At 65.5% G+C, this 25515-nt stretch carries 27 protein-coding genes and 1 riboswitch; of the genes, 14 read left to right on the forward strand and 13 right to left on the reverse strand.

All coding sequences use genetic code 11. The annotated features are described in order from the left end of the window. The first annotated feature begins 34 nt into the window (after positions 1 to 34). The 3 genes from QZ186_RS02375 to QZ186_RS02385 all read left to right on the forward strand — a co-directional run bounded on the left by QZ186_RS02375 (position 35) and on the right by QZ186_RS02385 (position 1517). Positions 35 to 511: a 6-carboxytetrahydropterin synthase gene (locus QZ186_RS02375; RefSeq protein ID WP_296415619.1), complete on the forward strand. Its 477-nt coding sequence runs from the start codon at positions 35 to 37 to the stop codon at positions 509 to 511. A 38-nt stretch (positions 512 to 549) separates the two neighbouring features. Next, positions 550 to 975: a hypothetical protein gene (locus QZ186_RS02380; RefSeq protein ID WP_296415621.1), complete on the forward strand. Its 426-nt coding sequence runs from the start codon at positions 550 to 552 to the stop codon at positions 973 to 975. 83 nt (positions 976 to 1058) lie between these two features. Further along, positions 1059 to 1517, forward strand: coding sequence for a M23 family metallopeptidase (locus QZ186_RS02385; RefSeq protein WP_247477449.1), 459 nt, complete (start codon positions 1059 to 1061; stop codon positions 1515 to 1517). Positions 1518 to 1535: 18 nt separating this feature from the next. On the opposite strand, the gene QZ186_RS02390 is transcribed toward QZ186_RS02385, so the two are convergent. Continuing rightward, positions 1536 to 2327 (reverse strand): metal ABC transporter permease, encoded by a 792-nt coding sequence (locus tag QZ186_RS02390; RefSeq protein ID WP_247477448.1) that lies wholly within the window; start codon positions 2325 to 2327, stop codon positions 1536 to 1538. A 31-nt stretch (positions 2328 to 2358) separates the two neighbouring features. Between QZ186_RS02390 and QZ186_RS02395 the strand changes: the two genes are divergently transcribed. Further along, on the forward strand, positions 2359 to 2760 hold the full coding sequence (locus tag QZ186_RS02395; RefSeq protein WP_247477445.1) for a transcriptional repressor: 402 nt from the start codon (positions 2359 to 2361) through the stop codon (positions 2758 to 2760). On the opposite strand, the gene QZ186_RS02400 is transcribed toward QZ186_RS02395, so the two are convergent. The 3 genes from QZ186_RS02400 to QZ186_RS02410 are packed head-to-tail and all read right to left on the reverse strand — an operon-like array spanning position 2757 to position 5366. Continuing rightward, positions 2757 to 3455 (reverse strand): metal ABC transporter ATP-binding protein, encoded by a 699-nt coding sequence (locus QZ186_RS02400; protein ID WP_247477442.1) that lies wholly within the window; start codon positions 3453 to 3455, stop codon positions 2757 to 2759. The two genes, QZ186_RS02395 and QZ186_RS02400, sit on opposite strands and share 4 nt — an antisense overlap. A gap of 43 nt (positions 3456 to 3498) precedes the next feature. After that, on the reverse strand, positions 3499 to 4452 hold the full coding sequence (locus tag QZ186_RS02405) for a hypothetical protein (protein ID WP_247477439.1): 954 nt from the start codon (positions 4450 to 4452) through the stop codon (positions 3499 to 3501). 29 nt (positions 4453 to 4481) lie between these two features. Continuing rightward, entirely contained in the window at positions 4482 to 5366 is an 885-nt protein-coding gene (locus QZ186_RS02410; RefSeq protein WP_296415631.1) for a metal ABC transporter substrate-binding protein, read from the reverse strand. Between the two features lie 158 nt (positions 5367 to 5524). Here QZ186_RS02410 and QZ186_RS02415 point away from each other — a divergent pair, with 158 nt between their 5' ends. The 4 genes from QZ186_RS02415 (at position 5525) to QZ186_RS02430 (ending at position 8201) form a co-directional block, all read left to right on the forward strand. Continuing rightward, the gene (locus tag QZ186_RS02415; RefSeq protein WP_296415633.1) at positions 5525 to 6037 is read left to right on the forward strand and encodes a hypothetical protein; all 513 of its coding nucleotides are present in this window, start codon (positions 5525 to 5527) and stop codon (positions 6035 to 6037) included. A gap of 61 nt (positions 6038 to 6098) precedes the next feature. After that, positions 6099 to 7250, forward strand: a complete 1152-nt coding sequence (locus QZ186_RS02420; protein ID WP_296415635.1) for a GTP-binding protein — start codon at positions 6099 to 6101, stop codon at positions 7248 to 7250. Further along, a riboswitch (cobalamin riboswitch) is annotated at positions 7251 to 7393 on the forward strand. Positions 7394 to 7419: 26 nt separating this feature from the next. Then, positions 7420 to 7995 (forward strand): HupE/UreJ family protein, encoded by a 576-nt coding sequence (locus tag QZ186_RS02425; protein ID WP_296415637.1) that lies wholly within the window; start codon positions 7420 to 7422, stop codon positions 7993 to 7995. 65 nt (positions 7996 to 8060) lie between these two features. After that, entirely contained in the window at positions 8061 to 8201 is a 141-nt protein-coding gene (locus QZ186_RS02430; protein ID WP_010315811.1) for a hypothetical protein, read from the forward strand. On the opposite strand, the gene QZ186_RS02435 is transcribed toward QZ186_RS02430, so the two are convergent. From QZ186_RS02435 to QZ186_RS02455, 5 genes are read right to left on the reverse strand one after another with little or no spacing between them, the layout of a single operon-like run. Beyond that, positions 8202 to 8675, reverse strand: a complete 474-nt coding sequence (locus QZ186_RS02435; protein ID WP_010315808.1) for a Fur family transcriptional regulator — start codon at positions 8673 to 8675, stop codon at positions 8202 to 8204. Positions 8676 to 8696: 21 nt separating this feature from the next. Then, positions 8697 to 9635 carry a lysylphosphatidylglycerol synthase domain-containing protein gene (locus QZ186_RS02440; RefSeq protein WP_296415639.1) on the reverse strand — a complete coding sequence of 313 codons (939 nt, stop codon included), beginning with the start codon at positions 9633 to 9635 and terminating at the stop codon, positions 8697 to 8699. After that, on the reverse strand, positions 9632 to 10831 hold the full coding sequence (gene larC, locus QZ186_RS02445) for a nickel pincer cofactor biosynthesis protein LarC (RefSeq protein WP_296415640.1): 1200 nt from the start codon (positions 10829 to 10831) through the stop codon (positions 9632 to 9634). Before larC ends, QZ186_RS02440 begins: the two co-directional genes overlap by 4 nt. Next, positions 10831 to 11469, reverse strand: a complete 639-nt coding sequence (locus QZ186_RS02450) for a hypothetical protein (protein ID WP_029626186.1) — start codon at positions 11467 to 11469, stop codon at positions 10831 to 10833. The genes larC and QZ186_RS02450 overlap by 1 nt, the downstream gene beginning before the upstream one ends. Positions 11470 to 11475: 6 nt before the next feature. After that, a complete protein-coding gene (locus QZ186_RS02455; RefSeq protein WP_029626185.1) occupies positions 11476 to 12087 on the reverse strand; it encodes a hypothetical protein in 612 nt (203 codons plus the stop codon). A gap of 103 nt (positions 12088 to 12190) precedes the next feature. Between QZ186_RS02455 and QZ186_RS02460 the strand changes: the two genes are divergently transcribed. Further along, positions 12191 to 13027 carry a tetratricopeptide repeat protein gene (locus tag QZ186_RS02460; protein WP_247477422.1) on the forward strand — a complete coding sequence of 279 codons (837 nt, stop codon included), beginning with the start codon at positions 12191 to 12193 and terminating at the stop codon, positions 13025 to 13027. On the opposite strand, the gene QZ186_RS02465 is transcribed toward QZ186_RS02460, so the two are convergent. Beyond that, positions 12987 to 13373: a hypothetical protein gene (locus tag QZ186_RS02465; RefSeq protein ID WP_156797842.1), complete on the reverse strand. Its 387-nt coding sequence runs from the start codon at positions 13371 to 13373 to the stop codon at positions 12987 to 12989. The genes QZ186_RS02460 and QZ186_RS02465 overlap by 41 nt on opposite strands. Between QZ186_RS02465 and xth the strand changes: the two genes are divergently transcribed. Next, complete coding sequence (gene xth / locus QZ186_RS02470) at positions 13366 to 14187, forward strand: exodeoxyribonuclease III (RefSeq protein ID WP_296415642.1); 822 nt, start codon at positions 13366 to 13368, stop codon at positions 14185 to 14187. The genes QZ186_RS02465 and xth overlap by 8 nt on opposite strands. Here the strand turns inward: xth and QZ186_RS02475 are convergent. Further along, positions 14184 to 15656: an FAD-linked oxidase C-terminal domain-containing protein gene (locus QZ186_RS02475; protein WP_296415643.1), complete on the reverse strand. Its 1473-nt coding sequence runs from the start codon at positions 15654 to 15656 to the stop codon at positions 14184 to 14186. The two genes, xth and QZ186_RS02475, sit on opposite strands and share 4 nt — an antisense overlap. A 213-nt stretch (positions 15657 to 15869) precedes the next feature. Here QZ186_RS02475 and hemL point away from each other — a divergent pair, with 213 nt between their 5' ends. The 4 genes from hemL to QZ186_RS02495 are packed head-to-tail and all read left to right on the forward strand — an operon-like array spanning position 15870 to position 20102. After that, complete coding sequence (gene hemL / locus QZ186_RS02480) at positions 15870 to 17108, forward strand: glutamate-1-semialdehyde 2,1-aminomutase (RefSeq protein WP_232197257.1); 1239 nt, start codon at positions 15870 to 15872, stop codon at positions 17106 to 17108. 2 nt (positions 17109 to 17110) lie between these two features. Then, a complete protein-coding gene (locus QZ186_RS02485) occupies positions 17111 to 18226 on the forward strand; it encodes a TRAP transporter substrate-binding protein (RefSeq protein ID WP_296415684.1) in 1116 nt (371 codons plus the stop codon). Beyond that, positions 18226 to 18732, forward strand: a complete 507-nt coding sequence (locus QZ186_RS02490) for a TRAP transporter small permease subunit (protein WP_296415644.1) — start codon at positions 18226 to 18228, stop codon at positions 18730 to 18732. The genes QZ186_RS02485 and QZ186_RS02490 overlap by 1 nt, the downstream gene beginning before the upstream one ends. Further along, positions 18732 to 20102 (forward strand): TRAP transporter large permease subunit, encoded by a 1371-nt coding sequence (locus QZ186_RS02495; protein WP_296415645.1) that lies wholly within the window; start codon positions 18732 to 18734, stop codon positions 20100 to 20102. The genes QZ186_RS02490 and QZ186_RS02495 overlap by 1 nt, the downstream gene beginning before the upstream one ends. On the opposite strand, the gene ggt is transcribed toward QZ186_RS02495, so the two are convergent. Together ggt and QZ186_RS02505 are read right to left on the reverse strand one after the other, a co-directional pair. Next, a complete protein-coding gene (gene ggt / locus QZ186_RS02500; RefSeq protein ID WP_367268112.1) occupies positions 20099 to 21913 on the reverse strand; it encodes a gamma-glutamyltransferase in 1815 nt (604 codons plus the stop codon). The two genes, QZ186_RS02495 and ggt, sit on opposite strands and share 4 nt — an antisense overlap. After that, positions 21910 to 25515, reverse strand: coding sequence for a hydantoinase B/oxoprolinase family protein (locus QZ186_RS02505; RefSeq protein WP_296415646.1), 3606 nt, complete (start codon positions 25513 to 25515; stop codon positions 21910 to 21912). The genes ggt and QZ186_RS02505 overlap by 4 nt, the downstream gene beginning before the upstream one ends.

A 25515-nucleotide genomic window follows, 5' to 3' on the forward strand; every position in this document is an offset into this window, starting at 1 on the left:
CTCCCTCAAGACCCACATCCAGCATTCACCGGGGATGACCGCCGCCTACACCTGCAGCAAAACCTTTAGCGGCTACCCCTGTTGCCACCGGCAGTGGAGGCACAGCGGCCATTGCCGCTTTGTGCACGGCTACAGCCGCAGCTTTTGTTTTTGGTTCCAGGCCGAGGAGCTGGATGAAAACGGCTTCGTGGTGGATTTCTCGAGCCTGAGCGAACTGGAGAAGCAACTGAGGCAGCAGTTTGACCACACCTTTTTGGTCAATGCGGACGACCCGCTGCTGGCGCAATGGCAATCCCTGCATGAGCAGGGGGCCCTGGATCTACGGGTGATGGAGAACGTCGGCATGGAAGCCAGCGCAGCCCTGGTCTGGGACTGGGCCAACAAGCTATTGAATGCCCGTGATGGCGGCCGCAGCTGTTGCTGGAAGGTCGAGGCCCGTGAAAACGAGAAGAACGCCGCCTGCTACTCCGCCGTCCCGACGTGGTTTAGCAACAAAGCCCAGACCATCTGATTCATCGGCACCAGGATGGCGCCATCGCAGGAGCGCCGATGGTCCGCAGTCCTGAACGCCAGGCCGAGACCCAGACATTCATCGCATCGAGCTGCTCGGCCCCGCCCAAACGCGTGGCGATTGGCATTGCCCCGCTGGGAATCGTCTCGATCGGCATCGTGCCCATGGGCGTGGTGAGCATTGGCGTCGTGCCCATGGGCGTCGTCAGCCTGGGGGTGGTGGGAATGGGCGTACTCAATGCCTGCATCGTGGGCATGGGAGTTGCCGTTGCTGGGCTGAACGCCATGGGGCTTTGGACGTGGAGCCCAGACCCAAGCCAGGCCCATGCCCACCGGCCTGCCGCCAAGGAACTCACCATCTATCCCAGTCAGCAGCAGGCGCTGGATCAAGCCAAAACTCTTGGCTGCAGCGGCGCCCATCGGATGGGCTCTGGCTGGATGCCCTGCAGCGCTCATCCGGACTGAAACCCGAACCTGTCGCATAGACGACATTCAAGTCTCAGGGGTCGTAACTTAAGATCCGCTTTCGATTTCACGAAAGCTTTTTCTTGCCCGTCGCACTCCTGGTCCCCGCGCTGCAGTTGCTGAATCCCATGCCAGGGGTTGTGACCCAAGACGCCCACGCCGAGCACCCGGCCCTGGACATCGCCTGTGCGGTCGGAACACCGGTGCGCGCCGCCCACGACGGAGTGGCCAGCGTGATCCGCAGCCACACCCACGGCAACACCGTGGTGCTCGTGGGCAACAACGGTCTAGAGACCAGCTACAGCCATCTGCACAGCGCCCAAGCGCCCGGGACCTACAAGCGGGGCGACCTGATTGGCCATTGCGGCAACAGCGGCGCCTGGACCACCGGGCCCCACCTGCACTTCGAGACCAACCGCCCCGCACTGCTGAGCAACCTGGACACCAGCTTCTACAGCGAGGTCGCGCAGGAGCAAGCCAAGCCGGCGGCCAGCCTCACAGGGACGGGTGGTTCACCGGCCGCCCTGGTGAAGCAAGACTGAAAGCCCCCCGCCCGTTGATCAGCGGCGCAAGAGCGGCAACGGCAGGGTGGCCAGACAGACAACACCGATCACAGGACCGGGCGGCAGGTTGACCGCATCCTGAACCGCCAACAGAAATCCTCCCCCGCAGAGGAGCAGTCCCCACAAGGAGGAGCGCAGCAGGGCCTGCCGCAAACTCCTGGCCTTCGGCAAGGCCAAGAGAGCAGGTGCTGCCATCAGGCTCACCACCAAGACAATGCCCACGGCGCTAATCGCGCTCACCACCGCCAGCGCGGTGACCAGTGTCAACAGCAAGCGCAGGGCCGAGACACGCAGCCCAGCAGCCTGGGCCCCAACGGGATCCACCCCGAGATAGACGTACTGGCGATAGCGGCCGGCGAGCACGCCGACGATCAGGACCAAGGCAATGAGGCTCTGCAAGAGCTCCCTTGGACCAGCCGCCAGAAGATCCCCAAACAAGATCGCCTCGAGATCCACTCGGACCCCGAGCAAGGGAATCAGCAGGACCCCCAGCCCCAGCGATCCCGCCAAGACGGCATTGAGCACGGCCTCCCGATTGCGATCGCCCTGGGGCAGAAGCCCCGTGAGCCGCTCAGCCAGCAGCGCGAACACCACGCCACTGATTAATCCGCCGAGGCTTGGTTCCAGCCCCCAGAACACGGCGAGCACCAGTCCTGGCAGCACCGCATGGGAGATCAAATTGACCTGGAACAACCGGCGCTGCACCAACAGAGCCGTTCCGGCCAGGGGACAGAGCACGCCCACCACCAGGGCGATGCTGAAGGGCAAGAGCCACCAGGCGTCAGCCATAGGATCTGGACCCCATCCAAACTGGACGCGCATGCCCCCCCAGGTTGCCGGCATCACGGAGCGGCAGCAGCTGATCATTCAGCACCTGGAGGACGCCGAGCAAGAACTGTCGGGACAGGAGCTGCATGCCCAGCTGCGGAGCAGCCACAGCCCCATGGGACTGGCGACGGTTTACAGGCACCTGCGCCAACTCCAGCAACGGGGACTGATCCGCTGCCGGCATCTGCCCAGCGGCGAAGCCCTCTTCGCTCCGTTGGGGCGGGACGAGCATCACATCACCTGCGTGGACTGCGGCGCCACCGCGGTCCTCAACCATTGTCCTGTTCATCACGTTGACCTCGAAACCGAGGACAGCAAAGGGTTTTCGTTGATCTTTCACACCCTGGAGTTCTTCGGACTGTGCGAGAGCTGCCAGTCCCGTCAAAGCGACTAACCACAGCATTGATGCCCAACCCTGAGGTCGCCCAAGGAGCGCCGTACCGCCTCGGGCGGACCTTGGGCAAGCAGCGCTCGATCCAAGACCAGCACTTCGTCGTAGGCATCCAGATCAGTTCCCCAGTCATGGCTGCTCACCAGCAGGGTCAATCCCGCATCGCAGAGCTGACGCATGACCCGCAGCAAATTGGTGCGCGATGGGGGATCAATCGCAGCGCAGGGCTCATCGAGGAGCAACAGCTGGGCTGGCTGCAACAACGTGCGCGCGAGCAGCGCCCGCTGCTGCTGACCGCCGGAGAGTTCATCCAACCGTCGTGAACCCAAGCCAGCCAGACCCACCCGCTGTAAAACCGCCTCCACATCGCAGCAGCCCGGTCGACGCCCGAGAAGACGCCCCAGGGCAACCAACTCCTGGACCGTGATTGGGAAACTCCAATCAATGGCTCCGCGTTGCGGCATCAGCGCAATCTCTCGACGGGCCAACGCAGGGGTGAGGGCCAAACCAGCCAACTCCAGGAGGCCGGAGGTGGCTGGAAGTTGCCCCTCTAGGGCATGCAACAACGTGCTCTTGCCTGCTCCATTGGGGCCAACCAAAGCCGTTAACGAGCCGGACTTGATCGTGAAAGAGACGTCATCGAGAACCAGTTGCTGGCCGCGATGAACGCAGAGGTTTTGAACGCGAAGCAAAGCCATCCAGCCTCTAGAGCTCAAGCTAGTCGGATCGCTAGAAAAGCCCCTAGAAGCGGAAAGTCACACCAGTACCGATGTGGTGCTGAAATCCAATTCCCCAGCCTTCACCAGCCTGGGTGCTGTACACGGCCTGCCAGTGGGCAAAGCCAACGACTGACGTGGTGAAGGGATACTCGAACTCAATCTCTCCACCCCAATCCGTACGCTGCGGAAGGTTGGCGTAGCGGCCGGGTGTGTAGAACCGTGGACCAGCTGAGAGCGTCACATTCAGCAGGTCGTAGTTAAAACCAAACCCACCCCAGGTATCGGTGTAGTTGCCCAAATAGGTTCCATCACTATCCCAGCCCGTGTTGTTGACTGCAGACACAAACAGTCCATCCACAACACTCTCCAGGCCATCACCCAAGGCGAAATTGACGTCGCCATCACCAAAGGCGTAGAGCACACCCGCCTGAATCTCATTCCTCAAACCCAACTGATCCTCTAGACCATCCAGGGTTTCAGTTCGAGTGATGTAGTACGGCTTCCAGGTTGCCTGGAAGGAAAGGTTGCTCCAGGGTTGATAGCGAGCGGTGAGATAGCCCTTAATGTCCGTCCTGCGCCATGGACTGGCAGAGGTAAAGGACTCACCCTCGTGCTCTTCATCAGCATGCCCCCCATGGGCATGAACCTGGCCATAAAAATGCTCAGCCTCACCCCAGACAAAGGCTGGACCAATCGCCGCCTCGATCGCAAAACTGCCCTGGTTCTTGAGCCCCCACTCCAAAACCGTTCCATAAAGACCATCGATGGCGTAGTGCCTGGGCGGCCCCTGCAAATTGTTCTCCAGACCACCGTGTCCCTCGATGGTGATCACAGGGGAGGCCTTGAATTCGCCAGGCTTTAGCTCCTCGCCAGTCGCTCCGCCGTGGGCGAAAGCGGGGGCCGAGAGCAACAGAGCACAGCCCACACCAAAGGGGAGGCACCTCAAGGGCAAGAACAGCGAACGGGGGCCAATCATCTAAGGAGATCAAAGCGAGGATTCGACAGTCAGCGAGACGAGCGAATCGCCTTCCAACGGACGACGAGTGCGTGAGCGGCGGAGCGGTCACAGCGTCCACCCTGGGCATCAACCAAGGTGCAGACATTGGAGACGAACGTGGCGACGTAGGTCTGTCCCTTGGCGACGCCATCAACCACCAAGTGCTGGCGATAAATCGGAATCCCCGAGGTCTTACTGATGCGGCGCAAGGTTTTTGAGTTGGCCTTGGACTCCGAGAACAGATACTTCGTTCCCGATCCCTTCACCGCTTGTGTGATCTCACCCAAACTGCTGGGACGCAGCGGGCCGCCTGAGGCAAAGGAGCGCATCAAGGGCACATAGCGAACCTGGTAGCGCCGGGCCAACGCGGCAATCGCATCGTGCTCAGTCAGCACCACACGATGCCCCTTGGGCACCGTCGCGAATTGCACGGCAGCCCATCGATCCAACTGCTGGAGCACGGAGGCCACTCGAGCCGCGCGTGCCTCAATCGCCGGGCGGGCCGTGGCCGTCACCAAGGTCTTGAGTTCAGAGGAGACCACCCTCGTCATCGCCACCGCCTGGAGCGGGTTGTGCCAGACATGCGGATCACGCGATGGACTCAAGGGGACCGCCCGTTCGGCCACCTTGACCGTGCGCTTGAGCTTCCCGACACGCTCGAGGGCAGGACTTAACCGATAGCCGTTCAAGAAGACCAGAGAGGCCGACTGAATCGCTGCTCGGTCCCTGGCGTTCAGGCGGTAGTCGTGTGGATCGGCTCCAGCGGGCACCAGGCAGGCGACAGAAGCACTCGATCCCGCCAGCACACCAACGAGGTCGCAAAGAATGCCGTTCGCTGCAACAACCGAGGGGGAGGCCTGTGCAGCACTGGCCTGCGGAGCAACGAGCGTCAATCCACTTGCAACAGCCGCAAGCGCCAAAGAACGCGCCAAACCCACCCCGCAGCTCCGGAAACGATAACGGTTCTCAGTCTCGGGTTAAGGGTTGGCCCGTTGCCGTGTTGGCCATTCCTGATCAGCCTGAAACCAACTCCCCGCCCTCTCGAGAGCCGATGTCCTTCCCACGTCGCTCAGCCGTCCATGCCGCGGCACTCGCCAGCGGCCTACTCGCCCTCGCCGCCTGCCAATCGCCCAGCGCAGACCAGTCCGCAATGAGCGGCCCGCAAAAAGAGGTCTATGCCTACAACGAGGGAGCCATCACAGCCCTGGAAGGCCATCTCCTGGCCGCGATCGAGCTCTCTCCCGATCGCTTTGATCCTGAAGATGACCACGACCATGAGGCCCTGATCAAACAGACCCGGGCGACCGCCACGAGCTACACCGACGCTCTGCAGAGCATTCAGGCCGATCTCAAGGATGGCCCCTGCAAAAGCGCCCAAGCGGCCTACCTCAAGCTCGAGCAACAGGAACTCGGCGTGATTAACGCGATGCTCGATGCCCTCTCCGATGGCGATGGCGCTGGAGCCAAAGCCGCGGCCAAGACCTACAAGGACCTCACCAGCTCAGCCGAAAGCCAAACCATCGACCAGACCTATCTGAAGGCCTGTGGCTTGAGCAGCGTCTAAAGCTGCAGGCCACGTCCCAGACTGAGGGGATCGATCCCAGCCGCAGCAAGCCGCCTTCACCATGAGCAGCAGCCTGATGGAACAGGCCCCTAGCGGGCTTCCCGTGACCATCCTCACGGGCTTCCTTGGCGCAGGAAAAACCACGCTGCTCAACCACATCCTCAGCAACCAGCAGGGCGTCAAAACCGCTGTGCTGGTCAACGAGTTTGGTGAGATCGGCATCGACAACGACCTGATCATCGCCACCGGCGAGGACATGGTCGAACTCAGCAATGGCTGCATCTGCTGCTCCATCAATGGAGAGCTGCTGGACGCCGTCTACCGGATCCTCGATCGCCCAGATCCGGTCGACTATCTGGTGGTGGAGACCACTGGACTGGCTGACCCGCTGCCGGTGGCCATGACCTTCCTCGGCAGCGATCTACGGGATCAGACCCGGCTCGACTCGATCATCACCCTGGTCGATGCTGAGAACTTCAGCGACGAGATCCTCGATGGGGAGGTGGCCCGGGCCCAGGTGGTCTATGGGGACATCCTTCTGCTGAACAAGTGCGACCTCGTGAGCGAGGAGCGCCTCACTGCGGTGGAAGACAAGCTGCGGGAGATCAAAACCGATGCGCGGATCCTGCGCTCGGTCAAAGGGGAGGTCAATCTGCCGCTGCTGCTCAGCGTGGGCCTCTTCGAAAGCGACAAGGTGGCTGCGCAGCAAAACCACGACGACTGCGACCACGACCACGGTCACTGCGTCCATGAGCACGACCACGATCATTCCCACGACCACCAGGACCACAGCAACTGTGATCACGACCACGGGCACTGCGAGCACGACCACGGTCATTCACACGATCACAGTCACGATCACGGGCACTCCCACGACCATTCCCACGCGGATCACCTCGCCATCGAGGGATTCACCTCCCTCTCCTTCAATGCCGAGGGGCCCTTTTCCCTGCGGAAGTTTCAGAACTTCCTCGACAACCAGCTGCCTGCGGGGGTCTTCCGGGCCAAGGGAATCCTCTGGTTCAACGAGAGCAGCAAGCGCCACGTCTTCCACCTGGCCGGCAAGCGTTTCTCCATCGACGACAGCGAGTGGAGCAAGCCCAGCGACCGCAAAAACCAATTGGTCGTGATCGGCAAAAACCTCGACCACGCCAAGATCCGCAAGCAACTTCAGGCCTGCGTCGCCAAAGATGCCGGCAAGGGCTTCTCCTGAAGCGATAATCCGAGCAGCGGTTTCCTGGACCCAGCCCAGGAAGGCAACGAGGAAAGTCCGGTGTGACTCCGGCACTGTCCCGCAGCTGTGATGGGAGCGCCTGCTCCTCAGTCAGAACGCTCGCCGCCCTCCACCCCCAACCTCAGCACCGGCGCGGACCGGATCTGCCATGAACTCGAAACTGACCCGATCGCTGCTGAGCAGCACTGCAGCTGGACTGGGACTGAGCCTGCTCTCCATGCTCCCGGCCGGTGCCCATGGCAGCGCCGACCATGGCGTCATGGGTGGCGCCCTGCACCCCCTGCTCGGACTGGATCACCTGCTGATGCTGGTGACCGTCGGTCTCTGTGTTGCCCAGGCCGGGCGCCCGTTGCTGACCACTGCCGTTGCTGGCGCGCTGCTGGGTTCGATCGTGGGCAGCTTTGGCGGGCAACTACCCGGGGCTGAAGTGCTGGCAGCACTGGCAATCTCGGCTGTTGCTGCCGTGCTTGTTCTGGTGCTGCGCGGTCACTGCGGTCGTTCGATCCTGGCCCTCGCCGTTGGCGGGGCCGTCGCCCTGCACGCCATGCTCCATGGCCTGGAGTCCAGTGGCAGCTCCTTCTGGTGGATTGGCGCCCTGCTGAGCTCCGCTGCGGTGGTGGGCGGCAGCGCCTGGCTGAGCCAGCGGCTTGACCGCAAGCTGGCCAGCCTCGGGGCCGGGCTGCTGGTGCTGGCCGGCGGTCTGCTGGCGATTGCACCCCTCTGAGCTGCAGCATCCGCGACAGCAGAAGCGAAAAACGCCGTTATGGTGTGTCGAACCGCATCCCCCGGATGGCCGAGTTCACTGCACTCACAACGGTTCTGGGGCTCGTCGGTCTGATTTTCTGGCTCGCCACCGACTCGGACGATGACAACGGCGGCGGCGGTTTGATGCAACCGTCGCTCGTGCCGGTCCGGGTCAACCGCCGCTGATCAAACCTCGTCCTCCTGCTGGGAACAAGCGGGACAAAGCGCCCGCACGTTCAAGACGCAGTTGAGCAGCTGAAAGCCGTGTAGAGCCGCTGCTTCACCGCCGGCCTGAAGCACCGCTTCGCTTTCAAACTCCTCGGTGTGTCCGCAGCGGGCACAGACCAAGTGGTGGTGGTCCCGGTGGGCCTCATCACTGGCCAGCTCAAAGCGCCGGCCCCCTTCGGGCAGCTCCAATTCGCAGAGCAGCTCCATCGAGCTCAGTAGCCGCAAGGTGCGATACACCGTGGCCAGGGAGACCCGCTCCTCCGCCTTCAGCAGGCGCTGATGCACCTCCTCGGCACTGAGATGACTCCCCTCGCCCAGGCGCTCAAACAGGGCCAAGACCCGTTGCCGCTGGGGCGTCAGACGCTGTCCGCGGTCATGCAGCGAGCTGCGTAAGGCATCGGCCTGCACCGGGGAGACGGGACCAGCGGGCAAGACGCTCTCTCAGGGCACTTCTCAACAATACCCACTGTTGCGAAGTGCCGCCAGGTCCCGGCGGGCAGCGGCGGCCATCAGACAATCCGCCAGGGACACCACGAGCCTGTAGCTCAGGGCCACCGCCAGCAGGGGGGCCTCGGGGACCGACACCGCCAGGCGCAGCACCAACACCGCCTCAAACACCCCCAGCCCCCCAGGGGCAGCAGGCACCACCAGCCCAGCCGTCCAGGCCAGGGCGAACCCGGACAACCAGCCCCACCAGCTCAGTTGAACGCTGAGGTCAAAGGCTTGAACGCAGCAGGCGAAGCCTCCGAAGCGGCAGAGAACAAAGACCAACTCCGCCAGCAGGGGCAGCCAGGGATAGCCCGGCAAGCGCAGGCTCCCTGGGTTCAGGCCGGCGGGATCAACCTCCAGGGCTTGGGCGCGGCGGCGCTCCAGACCCTCCAGCAGAGGGTTTAACCAACGCGGTACCAGGGCCAGCAAAGGCAGCAGGCCCAACAGACCCAGCCCTCCCCCCAGGGCCACCAGGGCCAAGGCCGCCGCCGCCATCAAAAGCGGATCCAGCAGGACGGTCCCCAGGGCCTGCCGACCACTCAGGGGTTGGCGGCAGGGTCCACCAGCGCGCAGGGCCCGAACCCGCGTGACCAGATGCCACACCCCACCTGGCAGGTACTTGCGCAGATTCGACTCGAGGAAGAGCAGCAGCACAGGCGTCCAGCGCGGTGCCGCACCGAACCAGCGCAGCACCACTCCCCACGCCAAGCCATTGACCACCAGGCTCAAGGCACTCAGCCCGAGGCCCAAGGCGAGCCAGAGCCAGGACTGACGATCCAGGCTGAGCTGCAAGAGCTGGCTGCCATGGGAGACCACAGCCGTCAGAACAAAAGCAAAGCTCGCCGCACTCACCCAAAGCCGGGCGCCCCCAGGCAGAGAGAGCCCCCTCAGCCGCTGGATCACGGCTGCTCCTCCAGCCAGCGGAGCAGCTCTGCGCGCAGCTGATCCAGGGGCAGCTGCCGCTGCTGCGCCAAGGGAATCAAGTCCTCCAGTTCCGGCTTGCAGAGCGCGCTGCCATCGGGGCGGATGGAGCGCTTGAAGCGCACGGGCCCCCAGGGCGTCTGCCGCTGCTCGATCTGCCGAGGCAGGGCCCAGCGCTGCTGCTGCTGCTCACGCACCCCCAGGCTGCTGCCATAGCGCCACCAGATCGCCCGCAGGGCCTCCGCCTGCTCCGGCCAGGCCAATGCTGTGATCAAGCTGCCCGCGCGTCCCTTCTTCATCACGACCGGCTGGGCAAAGACCTCCAACGCCCCGGCCTCCCGCAGGGCCTCCTGGAGGAAGGCCACATCCTCCGGGGTGGCATCGTCGATCTGGGCCTGCTGCTGCACAACGGTCTGCAACTCGGGCGCGCTGCTAGCGGGGACATCCGCCTCAGCCAGGAGCAGGCGCAACTGATTCGGGCGATCCAACTCGCGCGTGCCCAGCCCGATCCCCAGCCGGCTCGGACGCAGGGACGGCGCCGGCGCGAAGCACTCTGCCCAGGCCACCATCAGGGCCAATCCCGTCGGCGTCGTCAATTCCGCTGCAGGAAAGCCCGCACTCGTGGCGAGCGGAACCCCATGGCGCGTGGCCAGCTCCAGCACCGCGGGCACCGGCACCGGCAGCAGGCCGTGGGCACTCTTGACCTGGCCATGGCCAGCGGGTGGAGGACTGCAGATCAGGCGCTCAACCCCGAAGTGCTGCAAGCCAGCGCAGACGCCGACCACATCCACCAGGGCATCCAGGGCCCCCACCTCATGGAAATGCACCTGCTCGGGCGGGTGGCCATGGACCGCGCCTTCCGCCTCCGCCAGCACCCCAAAGGCCCTCAACACCGACTCACGGAGTGCCGGCGGCCAATCGGCTGCCTGAATCTGCTCTTTGAGGCTCGCCCAGTGGCGATGGGGGGGCTGCCGCTCCAGCAGCTCCACCTCCAGATGCAAGCCACGCAGTCCTGCGCTGCGGCGCTCCTCCAGCTGCAGGCGATAGAGCCCAGCCAAACCCAAGGCCGCCAGGGGTTGGTGGACCACCTCCTCAGGCAGTCCGCAGTCGAACAGGGCCGCCAGGAGCATGTTCCCGGCCAATCCCGTCGGGCAATCCACCACCGCCAGGGATCCCATCAGGCCTCCTGCAGAAGCTGCTCCGCGCTGGCCTGAAGCTGCTCGCGGTGCTGCTCCAGCCACTGCTGCACCTCGCGGCGGGCGCGACGCTGCTCGTTTTGCGCCGTCATCACATCGTGTCCGGAGAGGCCCCAGAGCCGTCCCAGCAGAGCCCGGTCATCGGCGCCGCCGCGGGAGCCGCCGTACTCGACGACCTCCGCCACCATCCCCGCCAGAAGCACCCGGCTCCAACGCCGCAGATCCTCCAGCGGCATCTTCACCTGGGCGGGAGGTTCCAATTCGGTGCTGCCGTTCACGCGCAAACCATGGCGCAAACAGGCGCGGCTGCCCACCAGAACCTGCTTCACCGGCAACTGGTTCTCTGCGGCCAGCAGCAGGTGTCCGGCCTCATGCACAGCAATCCGTCTCAGCCGAGAGCGACCCAGACCAAAGGGCAGGGCCTCGGCCAGCAGATGGCCCCCCAGGCCACCAAAGCGAGCTGCATCCAGCGTCAGGGCCGTCAGTGCCCCACCGGCCGCTCCGGCAATCAGCCAGGGGGAGAGGCCCAGCACAGGGCCCACAACGGAGACAACACTGATGCCCGCGACAGCAACACCGGCCCGCAACGCCGCCGTTGATCCCTGATCGGAGCTGGCCAGACGCACCTAGCGGCGAGCACCGCGGGGACCGCCGCGACCGCGGCCGGCCCGTTGGGGCACAGGAGCAATGACTTCGTGGTTCTCAACCTGCAGGGTTTGACCCTCGCGGCGCAGATCCAATGAAACGAAGTGGCGCAGATGGGCGGGATCCACCTGGCCCTTCAGCTGGAGTTTGAACGGGGTTGGGCGGCGACCGTCAGGCCTGGGCTGCTGGCGAATCTTGACGACCAGATCACCGTCCTCTGGACGGGTGTAGATCAGCTCGCCGCGCACCGAGAAATAGCCATCGCCTTCGGGCAGGTCATCCCCCTCATCGGCACTCTCCTCGGGGGAGAGGGTGCTGGGTTCCCAGACCCCCACCAGCTGGAGATGGAGCTGATCGGGATCGCGGAAACGGGGATAGGCCACCCAGAGGTGGGGCTTGCTCAGGTCCAAGTGACGACGCATCAGCGTCAGCACGCGTCCAAGGACAACGGCATCAATCTCTGAGCCGTCCTCGGTCTGGATCACTCCACGGGTGAGCTGATCTGCATCAGCCGGCACGTAAGTCCCCCGCACCACGCCGATGGCGCGGTACTGCATCGGTTCTGTGACCGGGGAAATGGGGTGTTGACGCATCGTGGCTGAAACCCTCTGGGCGCTCGTGAAATCCATCGCCCGCTGGACAATGTACCGAGCTTGCAAAAAGGGCCCAGACTGAGGCCCACTTGCAGGTTCCTCGATGCCGGCACGCGGCCGCACCAACCAGCGCGATGGCGTGCTCATCGCCCTGGTGGCATCGGGGCTGGTGACGGTGTCACTCACCGGCGGCTGGCTGCTGGGTCAGCACCAAGCCCTCAAAGCCCAGGGCAGCCCCGAGGGCAGCAATGAGCGCCAAATTGCCCTGCTGCAAGCCCGCCTCGGCGACGGATCCGCCAGCAACGCGGATCAGCAGCGGCTCATCGATCTGTTGATTCAGCAAGGTCAATCCCAGGAGGCCAGCCTCGTGCTGGAGCGCCTGGCCGATCAGCAGCCTCAGAACTGGCAGCTGCGTCTGCTGCTGGCGGAGCTCCGCCGCGACAACAACGACCGCCCCGGGGCTGAGCGGGAGTTACGCCAGATCCTCAACCTCAAGCCCGATCGGATTGAAGCGCTGCAGTTGCTCACCCTGATCCAACTGGAGCAGGGGCGCGGCGCCGAAGCCGAGGCCCAGCTCAAGACCCTGCTGGAGGCCAGCAGTAAACCCACCCCCCAGCCACAAAAGCTGGGTCTTGGCCTACTGCTGGGTGATCTGCGCCAGCGGCAAGGGAAGAGCGCGGACGCCTTAGCCCTCTATGGACAGCTCGCCAAAGATTTCCCGCGAGACCCCAGACCTCTTCTTGCCATTGCCTTGCTGAAACAAGACCAAGGCGACCTCGCGGGAGCTGGTCAGGCCCTGGCGGACGCCCAGGCCAGGCAACCGGAAAAGAAAGACCCACGCCTGGATCGTGTCGCCGCCAGCTGGGGACTCGACAGCCTCAGGGAGAACAAAAAGAGCGCTAAGGAGCCGTCACCAGCGGAGAAGAAGCCCCAGAGCTAGGGGGAGCCGCCTGGCTGTCGAGCTGACGCAGTGCCGCGTCAATGGCGTCGCCGGGGTCGGTGGCGTCATCCATCGCCGAGCTGCGCCGCAGCTTGTTCATCAGGTCGATCGGATTCGTGCTGTCCAGCAGCGACCCGCCCTTTCGACTGGTGCCACCGGGGCCCTGATCAAAAACGCTCGGCTCGGGAGCAAGGTTCGTGTTGCCGGACTGGGCGCGAGCCGCGAGGGGCAGCACTGCGGCGGCCGCGATCAAGGCCGCGGTGAGTCCCCGGTACATGGCACTTCGATCGAACAGCTTGGCGGGAATGCTAGGAGCAGCCCCAAGCCACCTCCCATCGATGCGCATCGCCAGCTGGAACGTCAATTCCGTGCGGACCCGCCTGGATCAAGTGTTGGCCTGGCTGCAGACCCATGAACCGGATGTGCTCTGCCTGCAGGAGACCAAGGTCAGCGACGACCTGTTCCCGCTGCAGGCCTTTGAGCAGATCGGCTACCACTGCGCCATCAGCGGACAGAAGGCCTACAACGGCGTCGCCCTGATCAGCCGAGAGCCGCTGGAGGACGTCCAGGTGGGCTTCGACGCCCTGCTCCCGGACGCGGGGCCGCTCAGCGAACAAAAACGGGTAATCAGCGGAATGGTCGATGGGGTGAGGATCCTGAACCTCTACGTCCCCAATGGCAGCTCCCTGAAGAGCGAGAAATACCCCTACAAGCTTGAGTGGCTGGCCTGCCTGCAGCGCTACCTGGCGGTGCAGGAGGAGCAAGGGGATCCGCTCTGCATGGTGGGGGACTTCAACATCGGTCTGGAGGACCGGGATCTACCGGACCCGCAACGCCTCAGCGGCACGATCATGGCCAGCGATCCAGAGCGCACAGCCCTGCGCGCCGCCCTCGCTGATCGCCTCACGGATGTCTTTCGTGTCTTTGAACCGGGCAGTGGGCACTGGAGCTGGTGGGACTACCGCAGCGGGGCCTGGGACCGGGACCTGGGCTGGCGCATCGACCACATCTATCTCTCAGAGGAGCTCCTGGGCTGCGCCACCGGCTGCGTCATCGACAAACAGCCCCGCGGCAATGTCCAACCCAGTGACCATGCCCCGGTGGTGGTGAACCTGGCCTGGCCGCCGGAAGAGGACGAAGACGAGGACAGCTGGCCCTAGTAGAGCTCGACCCCCTCGGGTAGGCGCTGGCCCTCCTCCTTCAGCTCCACCCAGCGACGGGCCGATTCTCCGCAGCTCTTCGGGGTGGGGAAGATCTTGCCGGGGTTGGCCAGGCCGTCTGGATCAAAGGCCCGCCGCACCAGTTGCATCGTCTCGAGGTCATCGGGACTGAACATCCAGTCCATGTAGCAGCGCTTGTCGCTGCCCACCCCGTGTTCACCACTGATGCTGCCGCCAGCATCGAGGCAGAGCTTCAAGATGGCTGCCCCCAAGGCCGTGACCCGCTCGTTCACGCCGGGCTCATCGGCGCGATACAGGATCAAGGGGTGGAGGTTGCCATCACCGGCGTGGAAGACGTTGGCCACCGCCAGACCGTGCTCCTCACTTAATCGTTCAATCGCCGCCAAGACCCGCGGCAGGGCCGTCCGCGGCACCACCCCGTCCTGCAAGTAGTAGTTGGGGAATTGGCGGCCCAGGGCTGAAATCGCACTCTTGCGGCCCTTCCAAAGGCGATCGCGCTCTTCCTGACTCCAGGCCTCACGGACCCCACCGGCTCCGGCCTCCCGGCAGAGCTCCGCGGCCATCTGCACCGACTCCTGGACCTCCAGGGGGTGCCCGTCGAGTTCCACCAACAGAACAGCTGCGGCCTCGCGGGGGTACTCATCCACGCCGAAGAAGTCATTGACCGCATGGATGCAGCGGCGATCCATGATTTCCATGCCCGCCGGCAGGACCCCAGCGGCGGTCACCAGACGCACGGCCTCGCCCGCCGCCTCCATCGAGGCGAAGTCCGCCAACAGCACCGCCACGCAGGCCGGTTGCCGCAACAGGCGCAGGGTGATGGCCGTCGCAATCCCCAGGGTTCCCTCACTACCGATGAACACCCCACGCAGGTCCAGCTCGGGGGTCTCCGCCATGCCCGAACCCAGGGTCGTCACGCTGCCATCGGGGAGGACCACCTCCATCGAAAGGACGTGGTTGCTCGTCACGCCGTACTTCAGGCAGTGCACCCCGCCGGAGTTCTCCGCCACGTTCCCGCCGATGCTGCAGGCCACCTGGCTGGAGGGATCGGGGGCGTAATAGAAGCCATCGCCGGCGACCGCCCGCGTCACCCAGCTGTTGATCACCCCGGGCTCCACGGTGATGCGCTCATTGGGGAGATCAATGGCGATCACCCGGCGCATGCGGCTGGTGGCGATGACCAGCGCGGGCTGCTCCGCCAAGGCTCCGCCCGAGAGGCCCGTGCCGCTGCCTCGGGCGATGAATGGAACCTGAAGCTCGTTGCAAAGGCGCACCACCGCCGCCACCTCAGCGGTGGTCTCCGGCAAAACCACCAAGGGCGGTTGATGGCGATGCAGCGTCAAACCATCGCAGTCGTAGGCCAGCAACTCCTGACGCTTGGCCACCACCGAGCGCGCCGGCAGCAGGGCCTTCAATCGGCGCTCAACCAAGCCCCAGTCTGGATTCACAGCGATTGTGGGGACGCCCAACGACCTTAACGAGCTGGCACGGTCTCGACCGCTTGGGCGGTGATTGCGTAAGGATGGGCGACGCTTAAGGCCCATTTGGGGTCTCGAGCCCCAATCCAGTCTGCGGATTCCGTTTTGACCTCGGCTCCTGTCTCGGCACCTGTGCACAACACCACCCGTTCCCAGGAACTCTTCAGTGCCGCCCAGAAGCTGATGCCCGGCGGCGTCAGTTCACCCGTGCGCGCCTTCCGTTCGGTTGGCGGCCAGCCGATCGTCTTTGACCGCGTCAAAGGGGCCTACGCCTGGGACGTCGATGGCAACCGCTACATCGACTACATCGGCAGCTGGGGCCCTGCCATCTGCGGCCATGCCCACCCTGAGGTGATCAGCGCGCTGCACGACGCCCTGGAGAAAGGCACGAGCTTCGGCGCCCCCTGCGCCCTCGAGAACCAGCTGGCCGAGATGGTGATCGATGCCGTCCCCTCCGTGGAGATGGTGCGCTTCGTCAACAGCGGCACCGAGGCCTGCATGTCGGTGCTGCGCCTGATGCGCGCCTTCACCGGCCGCGAAAAGATCATCAAGTTCGAAGGCTGCTACCACGGCCACGCGGACATGTTCCTGGTGAAGGCCGGCTCCGGTGTGGCCACCCTGGGCCTGCCCGATTCCCCTGGCGTGCCGCGCACCACCGCCGCCAGCACCCTCACCGCTCCTTACAACGACCTGGAAGCGGTCAAGCAACTCTTTGCTGAGAACCCCGGTGAGATCGCCGGTGTGATCCTCGAGCCGATCGTCGGCAACGCGGGCTTCATCACCCCCGAGCCCGGCTTCCTCGAGGGCATTCGTGAGCTGACCAAGGAGAACGGCGCCCTGCTGGTCTTCGATGAAGTGATGACCGGCTTCCGCATCAGCTACGGCGGTGCCCAGGCCAAGTTCGGCGTCACCCCTGACCTGACCACCATGGGCAAGGTCATTGGCGGCGGACTGCCCGTGGGTGCCTACGGCGGCCGCGCCGACATCATGAGCATGGTGGCCCCCGCCGGCCCGATGTATCAGGCCGGCACCCTCAGCGGAAACCCCCTGGCCATGACCGCTGGCATCAAGACCCTGGAGTTGCTCAAGCAACCCGGCAGCTACGAGCGCCTTGAAGCGATGACCAGCCGCCTGATCGCCGGAATCATGGATGGCGCCCGCAGCGCGGGTCTGCCCATCACCGGTGGTTCGGTGAGCGCCATGTTCGGCTTCTTCCTCTGCGAGGGTCCGGTGCGCAACTTCGAAGAGGCCAAAGCCGCCGATGCGGAGCGCTTCGGCAAGGTGCACCGCGCCATGCTCGAGCGCGGCATCTACCTGGCCCCCAGCGCCTTTGAGGCGGGCTTCACCTCCTTGGCCCACTCCGACGAAGACATCGACACCACCATCGCGGCCTTCCGCGAGTGCTTCGCCGCGGTGGCCTGACGATGCAGCGGCGGGGCCTGCTGCGGGCTGCGGCCACAGCGGCGGGCTCCGCGGGAGCAGCCTCCTTACTGGGTGCCTGCCGCATCCGCAAAGTCGGTGATGCCTCCGGGGTCGCACGGCCCCAGGTGCGCTGGCGCATGGCCACCAGCTGGCCCCACTCCCTGGACACGATTTTTGGCGGCGCCCAGACCATCAGCCGCCGGGTCGCGGAACTGAGCGAGGGCAGCTTCCAGATCGAGCCCTATGCCGCCGGGGAACTGGTGCCGGGCCTGGAAGTGCTCGACGCCGTGCAAAACGGCTCCGTCGAATGCGGCCACACCTCCAGCTACTACTACGTCGGCAAGAACCCCGCGCTGGCCTTCGGCACCTCCGTGCCCTTTGGCCTGACGGCGCAGCAGCAGAACGCCTGGCTCTATGAGGGTGGCGGCAATGAGGCCATCAATCGCCTCTACGCCGATTTCGGTGTGATCAGCTTCCCGGCGGGGAACACCGGAGCCCAAATGGGCGGCTGGTTCAAACGGGAACTGGAGGGACTGCAGTCCCTGCGGGGCCTGAAGATGCGCATCCCCGGCCTGGGGGGCAAGGTCATGGCCTCCCTCGGGGTGAACGTTCAGGTCCTACCCGGCGGCGAGATCTACCTGGCCCTCGATCGAGGCGCCATCGATGCGGCGGAGTGGACCGGCCCCTACGACGACGAGAAGCTCGGCCTCCCCCGGGCGGCCCGCTTCTACTACTACCCAGGCTGGTGGGAACCGGGTCCGACCCTCGCGGCCCTGGTGAACCAGAGCGCCTGGCGCGCCCTTCCGGCGGACTATCAGGCGATGTTCAGCACGGCCTGCTACGAAGCGAACCTCTCGATGCTGAGCCGCTACGACAGCCTCAACGGTCAGGCCCTGCAGCGCCTGATTACAGGCGGAACCCAATTGCGTGCCTACGACGAAGCGATCCTGACGGCCGCCCGCGAAGCCAGCGACCAGCTTTACGCCGACACGGCGCGGACGAACCAGGATTTCAAAACCCTCTACGCCGGCTGGCAGACCTTCCGTGAGCAGATCTGGGCCTGGAACCGGGTGAATCAGCTCTCCTACGCCAGCTTCAGCTACGGCCAACCCCGCTGATGGCGCGCTTGGACTGGCCTGATCAGATCGATCGACTGAACCAGGGTGCCGCCTGGATTGGTCGCTGGTCCATCCTGCTGATGTTGGTGGTCGGGGCCTGGAATGTGGTCGGGCGCTACCTCGGCCTGGCCCTGGGACTGAGCCTGAGCTCCAACGCCCTGATCGAGGCCCAGTGGGCCCTGTTTTCCATCGCCTTCCTGCTGGGGCTGGGCTACACGCTCCAGCGCAATGGCCATGTCCGCGTGGATGTGCTCCACAGCCGCTGGTCCGCCCGCAAACAACGGCGGGTTGAACTCGGCGGGACGTTGCTGCTGCTGCTGCCCTTCGCGGTCATGGTGCTGCTGGTCTCGCTACTGCCCGCCCTGCAGTCCTGGCAGATCTGGGAGCAGTCGCCGGATCCCAACGGCCTGCCGCGCTACTGGATCAAAAGCTTGATCCCCCTGGGCTTTGGCTTGTTGGCGCTGCAGGGGCTGGCCCAGGCGCTGCGCCTGAGGCGTGAGCGCTGATGGAACTGGAGGCCTTCGGCTACGTCATCACCTTTTTCCCCGGCGAGGTGCTGGGGCCCGCGATGTTCATCGCCCTGGTGCTGGCGCTACTGAGCGGCTACCCGGTGGCCTTCGGCCTGGGCGGCATCTCGGTGCTCTTCGCCCTGTTGGGGATGGCCGTTGGGGTGATTGAACCACAGTTCTTGACGGCGCTGCCCCAGCGGATCTTCGGGATCATGAGCAACTTCACGTTGCTGGCGATTCCGGCCTTCGTGTTCATGGGGGCCATGCTCGAGCGCTCGGGCATCGCCGAACGATTGCTTGTGGCCATGGGCCAACTGCTGCGGGGAGTCCGCGGCGGCCTGGCCCTGGCGGTGGTGCTGGTGGGGGCGCTCCTCGCCGCAACCACCGGTGTCGTCGCCGCCACGGTCACCACCATGGGACTGATCTCCCTGCCGGTGATGCTGCGGGCGGGCTACGACCGTTCCCTGGCCACAGGAGTCATTGCCGCCTCCGGCACCCTGGGCCAGATCATTCCGCCAAGCATCGTGCTGGTGGTGCTTGGCGACCAGTTGGGGGTCTCCGTTGGTGACCTGTTTCTGGGATCGCTGATCCCCGGGGTGCTGATGACCGCGGGCTTCGCGCTCTACGTCCTGGTCATCAGCAGCCTGAAGCCCGAGCTAGCGCCAGCCCTCACCGCCGAGGCCGGCTCCAGCCAGCCGAGCGGCGGGGCACTGTTGAAGGTGCTGCTGCCGCCCCTGGGCTTGATCCTGCTGGTGCTGGGCAGCATCTTTTTTGGCCTGGCCACCCCCACCGAAGCTGGAGCGATTGGGGCGATCGGAGCCATGGCCCTGGCGGCCCTGGAGGGGGGACTGAATCGCCGCGGCCTCAATCAGGTCTGCGACGACACCCTGCGCACCACCGCGATGGTGATGGCGATTCTGCTGGGATCCACCGCCTTCAGCCTGGTCTTCCGCGGCGTGGGCGGCGATCAGCTGATCAGCGATCTGCTGCTCAACCTGCCGGGGGGCAAGGCGGGCTTTTTGCTGGTGAGCATGGCCGTGATCTTTGCCCTGGGCTTCTTCATCGACTTTTTTGAGATCGCGTTCATCGTCTTGCCCTTGCTGCTGCCCAGCGCGCGGCAGTTGCTGGGACCTGAGGCCCTGCTCTGGTTTGGGGTGCTGATCGGCGCGAACCTGCAGACCTCGTTCCTCTCGCCCCCCTTCGGCTTTGCCCTGTTCTTCCTCCGCGGGGTGGCTCCAGACGAGGTCAGCACCCAGTCGATCTACCGCGGTGCCTGGCCCTTCATCGGCGTTCAACTCGCGGTCTTGCTGCTGATCGTCTGCTTCCCGCCCTTGGTGAACTGGCTGCCGTCGATGCTGCGCGTCTAGGGATGCTCCGGCACTGCCGCGGCATCCGGTCGACGGGGGTCAGCCACACCCCAACTGCCAAGGAGTCTCTCGGCGTCGTAGCGGACTTCTGCAGAGTTCGCTGACCCCATCGCTGGACGCAGCTGGAGTTGATGGCCCCGCTGCTCCAGCAGCCGCCAGGTGTCGGGACTCAACCCCTGCTCCGTGCTGATTTGATCAGGCCAGAGTTGGCTGTGGATCCGGGTCTCTGCCACCGCTGAGGCCAGGTTGAGGCCATGCACCAACCGGTTCAGCAGCACCTGCAGAACTGTGGTGATGATCCGGCTTCCGCCTGGGCTGCCCGTGGCCAGCAGGGGCCTGCCATCGGCGTGGAACACCAGGGTCGGGGTCATCGAGCTGAGGGGACGGCGTTCTGGGGCGATGGCGTTCTGGCTGCCCTGGCGCAGGCCGTAGGCATTGGGCGCTCCGGGCTTGGCCGTGAAGTCGTCCATCTCGTTGTTGAGTAGGAACCCGGCGCCAGGAACGCTGATGCCATTGCCGTAGGCCGTGTTCAAGGTGGTGGTGGTGCTCACCAACCCGCCATCGCGGTCCACCACAGAGAGGTGGGTCGTATTGGTGCCGCCCTGGGCCGGCAGTACCTCGGCTTCCAGCTCAGCGGCAGGGCGGTGACGATCGAGCCGAATCTGTCGCCGTTGGGCATCGGCATAGCGATCACTGAGGAGACGATCCAGCGGCATCGCCACCTGGTCCGGATCGCCCAGGAGTCGGTTGCGGTCCCGGTAGGCCAGGTTCATGGCCTCCACCATCCGGTGAATCGTCGCGGCGCTGTTCAGACCGCTGCGCTGAAGCTGCAGCGGCTCCAGGACCTTGAGCAGTTGCAGCAGGGTGGCCCCGCCCCCGCTGGGAGGGGGCATCGTCAGCACGGGATAGCCCCGGAGTTCCCCCTGCAGCGGACGCATCCAGGGGGCTTGATAGCGCTTGAGATCCTCCAGGCTGATCAGACCGCCCTGGGCCTGCATCAAAGCGACCAGGTTCTCGGCCAAGGGACCGCTGTAGAAGCAACGGGCGCCCTGCTCAGCAATGCAGCGCAGACTGCGCGCCAGCAGCGGTTGCTTCAGGCGCTCGCCGCTCAGGTAGGGGGCCCCATCGGGCTTGAAGAACTGGGAACGGCTCGTGGGATCAGCCTTCAGCAACGGCGCCGCCGCCTGGAGGGAGTCACTCAACTCCGGCCCCACCAGAACACCCTGTTCAGCCAGGTCAATCGCCGGCTGCATCACCTGGGCGAGGGAGAGGCAGCCATAGCGGCGTTGCACCTGGGTCAAGCCAGCCACCGTGCCGGGGACCCCCGTGCTCAGGAGGCTGCGCAGGGCCCGCTGGCGATTCACCGTGCCGTCGGGGTTCAAGAACAGATCCGCCCGGGCCGCCAGCGGAGCCTTCTCGCGGAAGTTCAGGGCCACGGCCTCACCTCGGCCCAGGCTGATGGCCTGGGGAAGCTCCGGTCCCCGGGCTACCGCCGCACAGGTGCGAATCGGCCCCCGCTTGGGCAGCCAGAGCAACAGGAAGCCGCCGCCGCCCAAATTGCCCGCCTGGGGCAGGGTCACCGCTAGGGCAAAGGACGTCGCGACGGCCGCATCGACGGCATTGCCGCCCCGGCGCAGGATCTCAGCACCCACCGCCGCGGCCTGGGCCTCCTGGGCTGCCACGACTCCGGCGGAGGACTCAACGGGATGGAAACGTTGACTGCGCTCCTGCAAGAGGTTCGCCCCGGCCGCGTTGGGGAAGGCCAGGGCGAGGCAGGCCACAGCCATGGCGAAGGGGGAGTGTCGTCTCATGGCTCCATTGCTCCATAGCCGCCGCCACCGGGGGTCGCCATCTGGAGTTGATCACCGGGCTGCAGCTCCACCAGCGCAGAACCCGGCAAGGGCTCCAGCTGCGCAGAGCCGGCCCGCCGCAGGCTGTTTTGACCGCAGGCCCCAGCGCCGCCACCGGCCAGACCGAAGGGGGGCACCAGGCGACTGCCGCTGAGCAGGGAGGCCGTCAAGGGCTCCAGGGCCGTCAGGGTCCGCACCACGCCATGGCCACCGGGCCAGCGGCCGATGCCCCCGCTGCCGGCGCGAATCGCAAACTGCTCAAGCCGCACCGGTAAGCGCTGCTCCAGGATTTCTGGATCCGTCAGGCGGGAGTTGGTCATGTGGCTCTGCACCGCATCGGCACCCGCAAACCCCTCGCCAGCTCCGGTTCCGCCGCACACCGTCTCGTAGTACTGGCAATGGGCATTGCCAAAGCTCAAGTTATTCATCGTCCCCTGGGAGGCCGCCAGCGCCCCCACCGCCGCAAACAGGGCATTGGCCACCGCTTGGGAGGTCTCAACATTCCCCGCCACCACAGCGGCTGGGGGCCGGGGGTTCAATAGACAGCCTTCCGGCACCACCAGTTCCAAGGGATCAAAACAGCCGGCATTCAGGGGAATCGGCTCCTGCACTAGGCAGCGGAAGACATAGAGCACCACAGCCTTGGTGATCGCCAAGGGGGCGTTGAGATTGCCCTCAATCTGAGCGGAGGTCCCGCTGAAATCAATCCGAGCGCGGCGCTGCTGGCGATCCACCGACAGGCGAACGACGATCTCCGGGCCGGCATCCAGCGGAACCCGCGCCTCGCCATCGGACAGTCGACTGAGGACCTGACGCACCGCAGCGGCCGCCTGATCCTGGACGTGACCCATGTAGGCCAGCACCCGCGCTTCACCCACCGCATCCATCAAGGCCAACAGACGCTGAACCCCGAGGTCATTGGCTGCCAGTTGCGCCTGCAAATCCGCCAGCAGCTGATCGGGGTTGCGGGCCGGCCAGGGCCCCTGGGCCAGCCGCTCCCGCCAGGCCTGCTCCAGCAGCCGGCCGCCCCGCACCAGCGGGACGTTGTCGAACAGCAGTCCCTCCTCCGCAATCGAACGACTACTGGATGGCATGGATCCAGGCGTGATCCCTCCCACATCGGCGTGGTGGCCGCGGGAGGCGACGAAGGCCACGGGCTGGTCACCGCCTGAGGGGGAAAACAGCGGCGTAATCAGCGTGAGGTCCGGCAGATGGGTGCCGCCATTGAACGGGTTGTTGGAGACGACCGCATCCCCGGGCTGCAGGGGCTCGAGCTCCCCCTGCTCAACGGCCCGCATCAGGGCCAACACGCTCTCCCCCATGGAGCCCAGGTGAACGGGGATGTGCGGCGCATTGGCCACCAGACGTCCCCGCCCGTCAAAGAGGGCACAGGAGAAATCCAGGCGCTCTTTGATGTTCACCGAGACGCTGGTCTGCTGCAGACGGGTGCCCATCTGCTCAGCAATCGCCATGAAGCGATGGCCGAACAACTCCAAATTGACCGGGTCAGGATCAGTGGTCTGGGCCTTGCTGGACTGAAGACCAGCCGCTGCCTCACGGCTCAAGAGCAATTCGCCCCCAGGCAGGCAGCGCGCACGCCAGGACGCGGGCAGCAGGTTGGTGCCTGTGGCCTCACAGATCAAGGCCGGACCCTCAATGCACTGACCCGGGGCGATCTGGGCGCGCTGCCAGAGGGCGGCGGACCTCCAGGCGCCATCCAGGAAGACCGAGACGCTCCCGGGCCCTTGGGGCTCGGCGGCGACGGCATAGCTGGAGCGGGGGCGAGCCATGGCACCGGGCCAGCTGAACTCCAGGCTGAGGCGATCGACGACAATCTCGGGCCGATCGCCGCTGGGGAGGTAGCCGTAGCGCTGCTGGAACTGGGCGATGAACTGCTGCCGCAGCCGCTCAGGGCCCGGGCAGGGCTGGGGCCAAGGCACCGCCAGGCACTGGTCCCGGCCTGGTAAGCGCAACTGCAGGGTCCGCTGCAGCTGGGGAGACGCGGGGACGGCACGGATCCGTTCAGCCGTGATCGCCTCCAGTGCAGCCAAGTCGCCTGCTGAGAGCGGACGCCCCCAGGACTTCTCCCACACCTGCCCCTCATCCGCCAGGCCAATGCCGTAGGCCGACAGCACCCCAGCGAAGGGATGCAGGAGCACCTGCTGCATCCCCAGCCGCTCCGCCAGGGCACAGGCGTGTTGGCCGCCAGCCCCACCGAAGCAGCAGAGCACGGCTTCACGCACGTCATGGCCCTGCTGGATCGAGATGCGGCGAATCGCCTCGGCCATCCGCTCCAAGGCCAAGTCCAGAGCCCCCTCGGCCGCCGCCTCGGCCGAGCAGCCCAAGCGCTCGCCAAGGGCTTCGAACTGCGACCGCACAACACTCCCATCCAGCGGTTGATCAGCCTTGGGGCCAAAGACCGCGGGGAACTGCTCGCTCTGCAGCCGCCCGAGCAACAGATTGGCGTCGGTGACGGTCAGGGGCCCACCGCGGCGATAGCAAGCCGGACCGGGATCCGCCCCCGCCGACTCGGGACCGACCCGCAGGCGCACACCATCGAACTGGAGGCGCGATCCACCGCCGGCGGCCACGGTGTGAATCGCCAGCATCGGCGCCTGAATCGGCAGCCCCTCGAGCTCCACCTGCTCCAAGCGGGGCCAGGGCCCATCGCAGTAGCAAACGTCGGTCGACGTCCCGCCCATGTCAAAACCGACGATGCGGCCAAAGCCCGCCTCCGCCGCCGTGCGCACCGCACCGACGAGCCCCCCGGCCGGCCCCGACAGGATCGTGTCCTTGGCGCGCAGCGCAGCTGGGGCAGCCAAGACACCACTGGACTGCATCACCCGCAGCGGCACATGGCGGCCCAGGGCCTCTTGCACCTGCTGCAGATAACCCTGCAGCACCGGACCCACGGAGGCCTCCAGCACCGTGGTCTGACCCCGCGGCACCAGGCGCGGCAGGGGACTGACCTGATGGGAGAGGGCGATCTGCTCAAAGCCGAATGGCTCCAACCAGGAGCCAAGTTGCTGCTCATGGCTCCCATTGGTGGTGCTGTGCAGCAGGGCCACGGCAACACTGCTGTAGCCGTCCTCCTTCGCCGCCTGAACGGCAGCCCGCAGTTCCTCATCCAACAGCAGGGGCTCAAGCTCCTGGCCATCGGCCGCCAGGCGGCCCTGAACCTCAATCACCCGGCCCTGCAACGGCTGCGGACGGCGAATGGCCAAGGCGAAGAGATCAGGCCGGTGTTGATCTCCAATCGTCAGCAGATCAGCGAAGCCCCGGTTGATCAGCAACAGGGTGCGCGCACCGCCGCGCTCCAAAAAGGCATTCGTGGCCACCGTGGTCCCCAGCCGCACCTCGGCCACGAGCCCCGGAGGAATGACGTGCTGCTCCGTCCCCAGTCCCAGGCACTGACGAATCACCCGAACCGCCGGATCCCCCGGATGGTCGGGTTGCTCCGAGAGCACCTTGAAGACCTCCAGCTCCCCATCCGGCCTGCTGGCCACCACATCGGTGAAGGTGCCGCCCCGATCGATCCAAAAACGCCAGCCTGAGCGGGTCAT

Source organism: Vulcanococcus sp. DEBay_Sum29NL08_54, assembly GCF_017859255.1.
GTDB lineage: Bacteria > Cyanobacteriota > Cyanobacteriia > PCC-6307 > Cyanobiaceae > Vulcanococcus.

Coding starts and splice junctions, on each gene's coding strand:
- QZ186_RS02375 (WP_296415619.1), top strand. CDS start 35: ATGACCGCCGCCTACACCTGCAGCAAAACCTTTAGCGGCTACCCCTGT.
- QZ186_RS02380 (WP_296415621.1), top strand. CDS start 550: ATGGTCCGCAGTCCTGAACGCCAGGCCGAGACCCAGACATTCATCGCA.
- QZ186_RS02390 (WP_247477448.1), bottom strand. CDS start 2,327: ATGGCTGACGCCTGGTGGCTCTTGCCCTTCAGCATCGCCCTGGTGGTG.
- QZ186_RS02395 (WP_247477445.1), top strand. CDS start 2,359: ATGCCCCCCCAGGTTGCCGGCATCACGGAGCGGCAGCAGCTGATCATT.
- QZ186_RS02400 (WP_247477442.1), bottom strand. CDS start 3,455: ATGGCTTTGCTTCGCGTTCAAAACCTCTGCGTTCATCGCGGCCAGCAA.
- QZ186_RS02405 (WP_247477439.1), bottom strand. CDS start 4,452: ATGATTGGCCCCCGTTCGCTGTTCTTGCCCTTGAGGTGCCTCCCCTTT.
- QZ186_RS02415 (WP_296415633.1), top strand. CDS start 5,525: ATGTCCTTCCCACGTCGCTCAGCCGTCCATGCCGCGGCACTCGCCAGC.
- QZ186_RS02420 (WP_296415635.1), top strand. CDS start 6,099: ATGAGCAGCAGCCTGATGGAACAGGCCCCTAGCGGGCTTCCCGTGACC.
- QZ186_RS02425 (WP_296415637.1), top strand. CDS start 7,420: ATGAACTCGAAACTGACCCGATCGCTGCTGAGCAGCACTGCAGCTGGA.
- QZ186_RS02430 (WP_010315811.1), top strand. CDS start 8,061: ATGGCCGAGTTCACTGCACTCACAACGGTTCTGGGGCTCGTCGGTCTG.
- larC (WP_296415640.1), bottom strand. CDS start 10,831: ATGGGATCCCTGGCGGTGGTGGATTGCCCGACGGGATTGGCCGGGAAC.
- QZ186_RS02455 (WP_029626185.1), bottom strand. CDS start 12,087: ATGCGTCAACACCCCATTTCCCCGGTCACAGAACCGATGCAGTACCGC.
- QZ186_RS02460 (WP_247477422.1), top strand. CDS start 12,191: ATGCCGGCACGCGGCCGCACCAACCAGCGCGATGGCGTGCTCATCGCC.
- xth (WP_296415642.1), top strand. CDS start 13,366: ATGCGCATCGCCAGCTGGAACGTCAATTCCGTGCGGACCCGCCTGGAT.
- QZ186_RS02465 (WP_156797842.1), bottom strand. CDS start 13,373: ATGCGCATCGATGGGAGGTGGCTTGGGGCTGCTCCTAGCATTCCCGCC.
- hemL (WP_232197257.1), top strand. CDS start 15,870: ATGCCCGGCGGCGTCAGTTCACCCGTGCGCGCCTTCCGTTCGGTTGGC.
- QZ186_RS02485 (WP_296415684.1), top strand. CDS start 17,111: ATGCAGCGGCGGGGCCTGCTGCGGGCTGCGGCCACAGCGGCGGGCTCC.
- QZ186_RS02490 (WP_296415644.1), top strand. CDS start 18,226: ATGGCGCGCTTGGACTGGCCTGATCAGATCGATCGACTGAACCAGGGT.
- QZ186_RS02495 (WP_296415645.1), top strand. CDS start 18,732: ATGGAACTGGAGGCCTTCGGCTACGTCATCACCTTTTTCCCCGGCGAG.
- ggt (WP_367268112.1), bottom strand. CDS start 21,913: ATGAGACGACACTCCCCCTTCGCCATGGCTGTGGCCTGCCTCGCCCTG.
- QZ186_RS02505 (WP_296415646.1), bottom strand. CDS start 25,515: ATGACCCGCTCAGGCTGGCGTTTTTGGATCGATCGGGGCGGCACCTTC.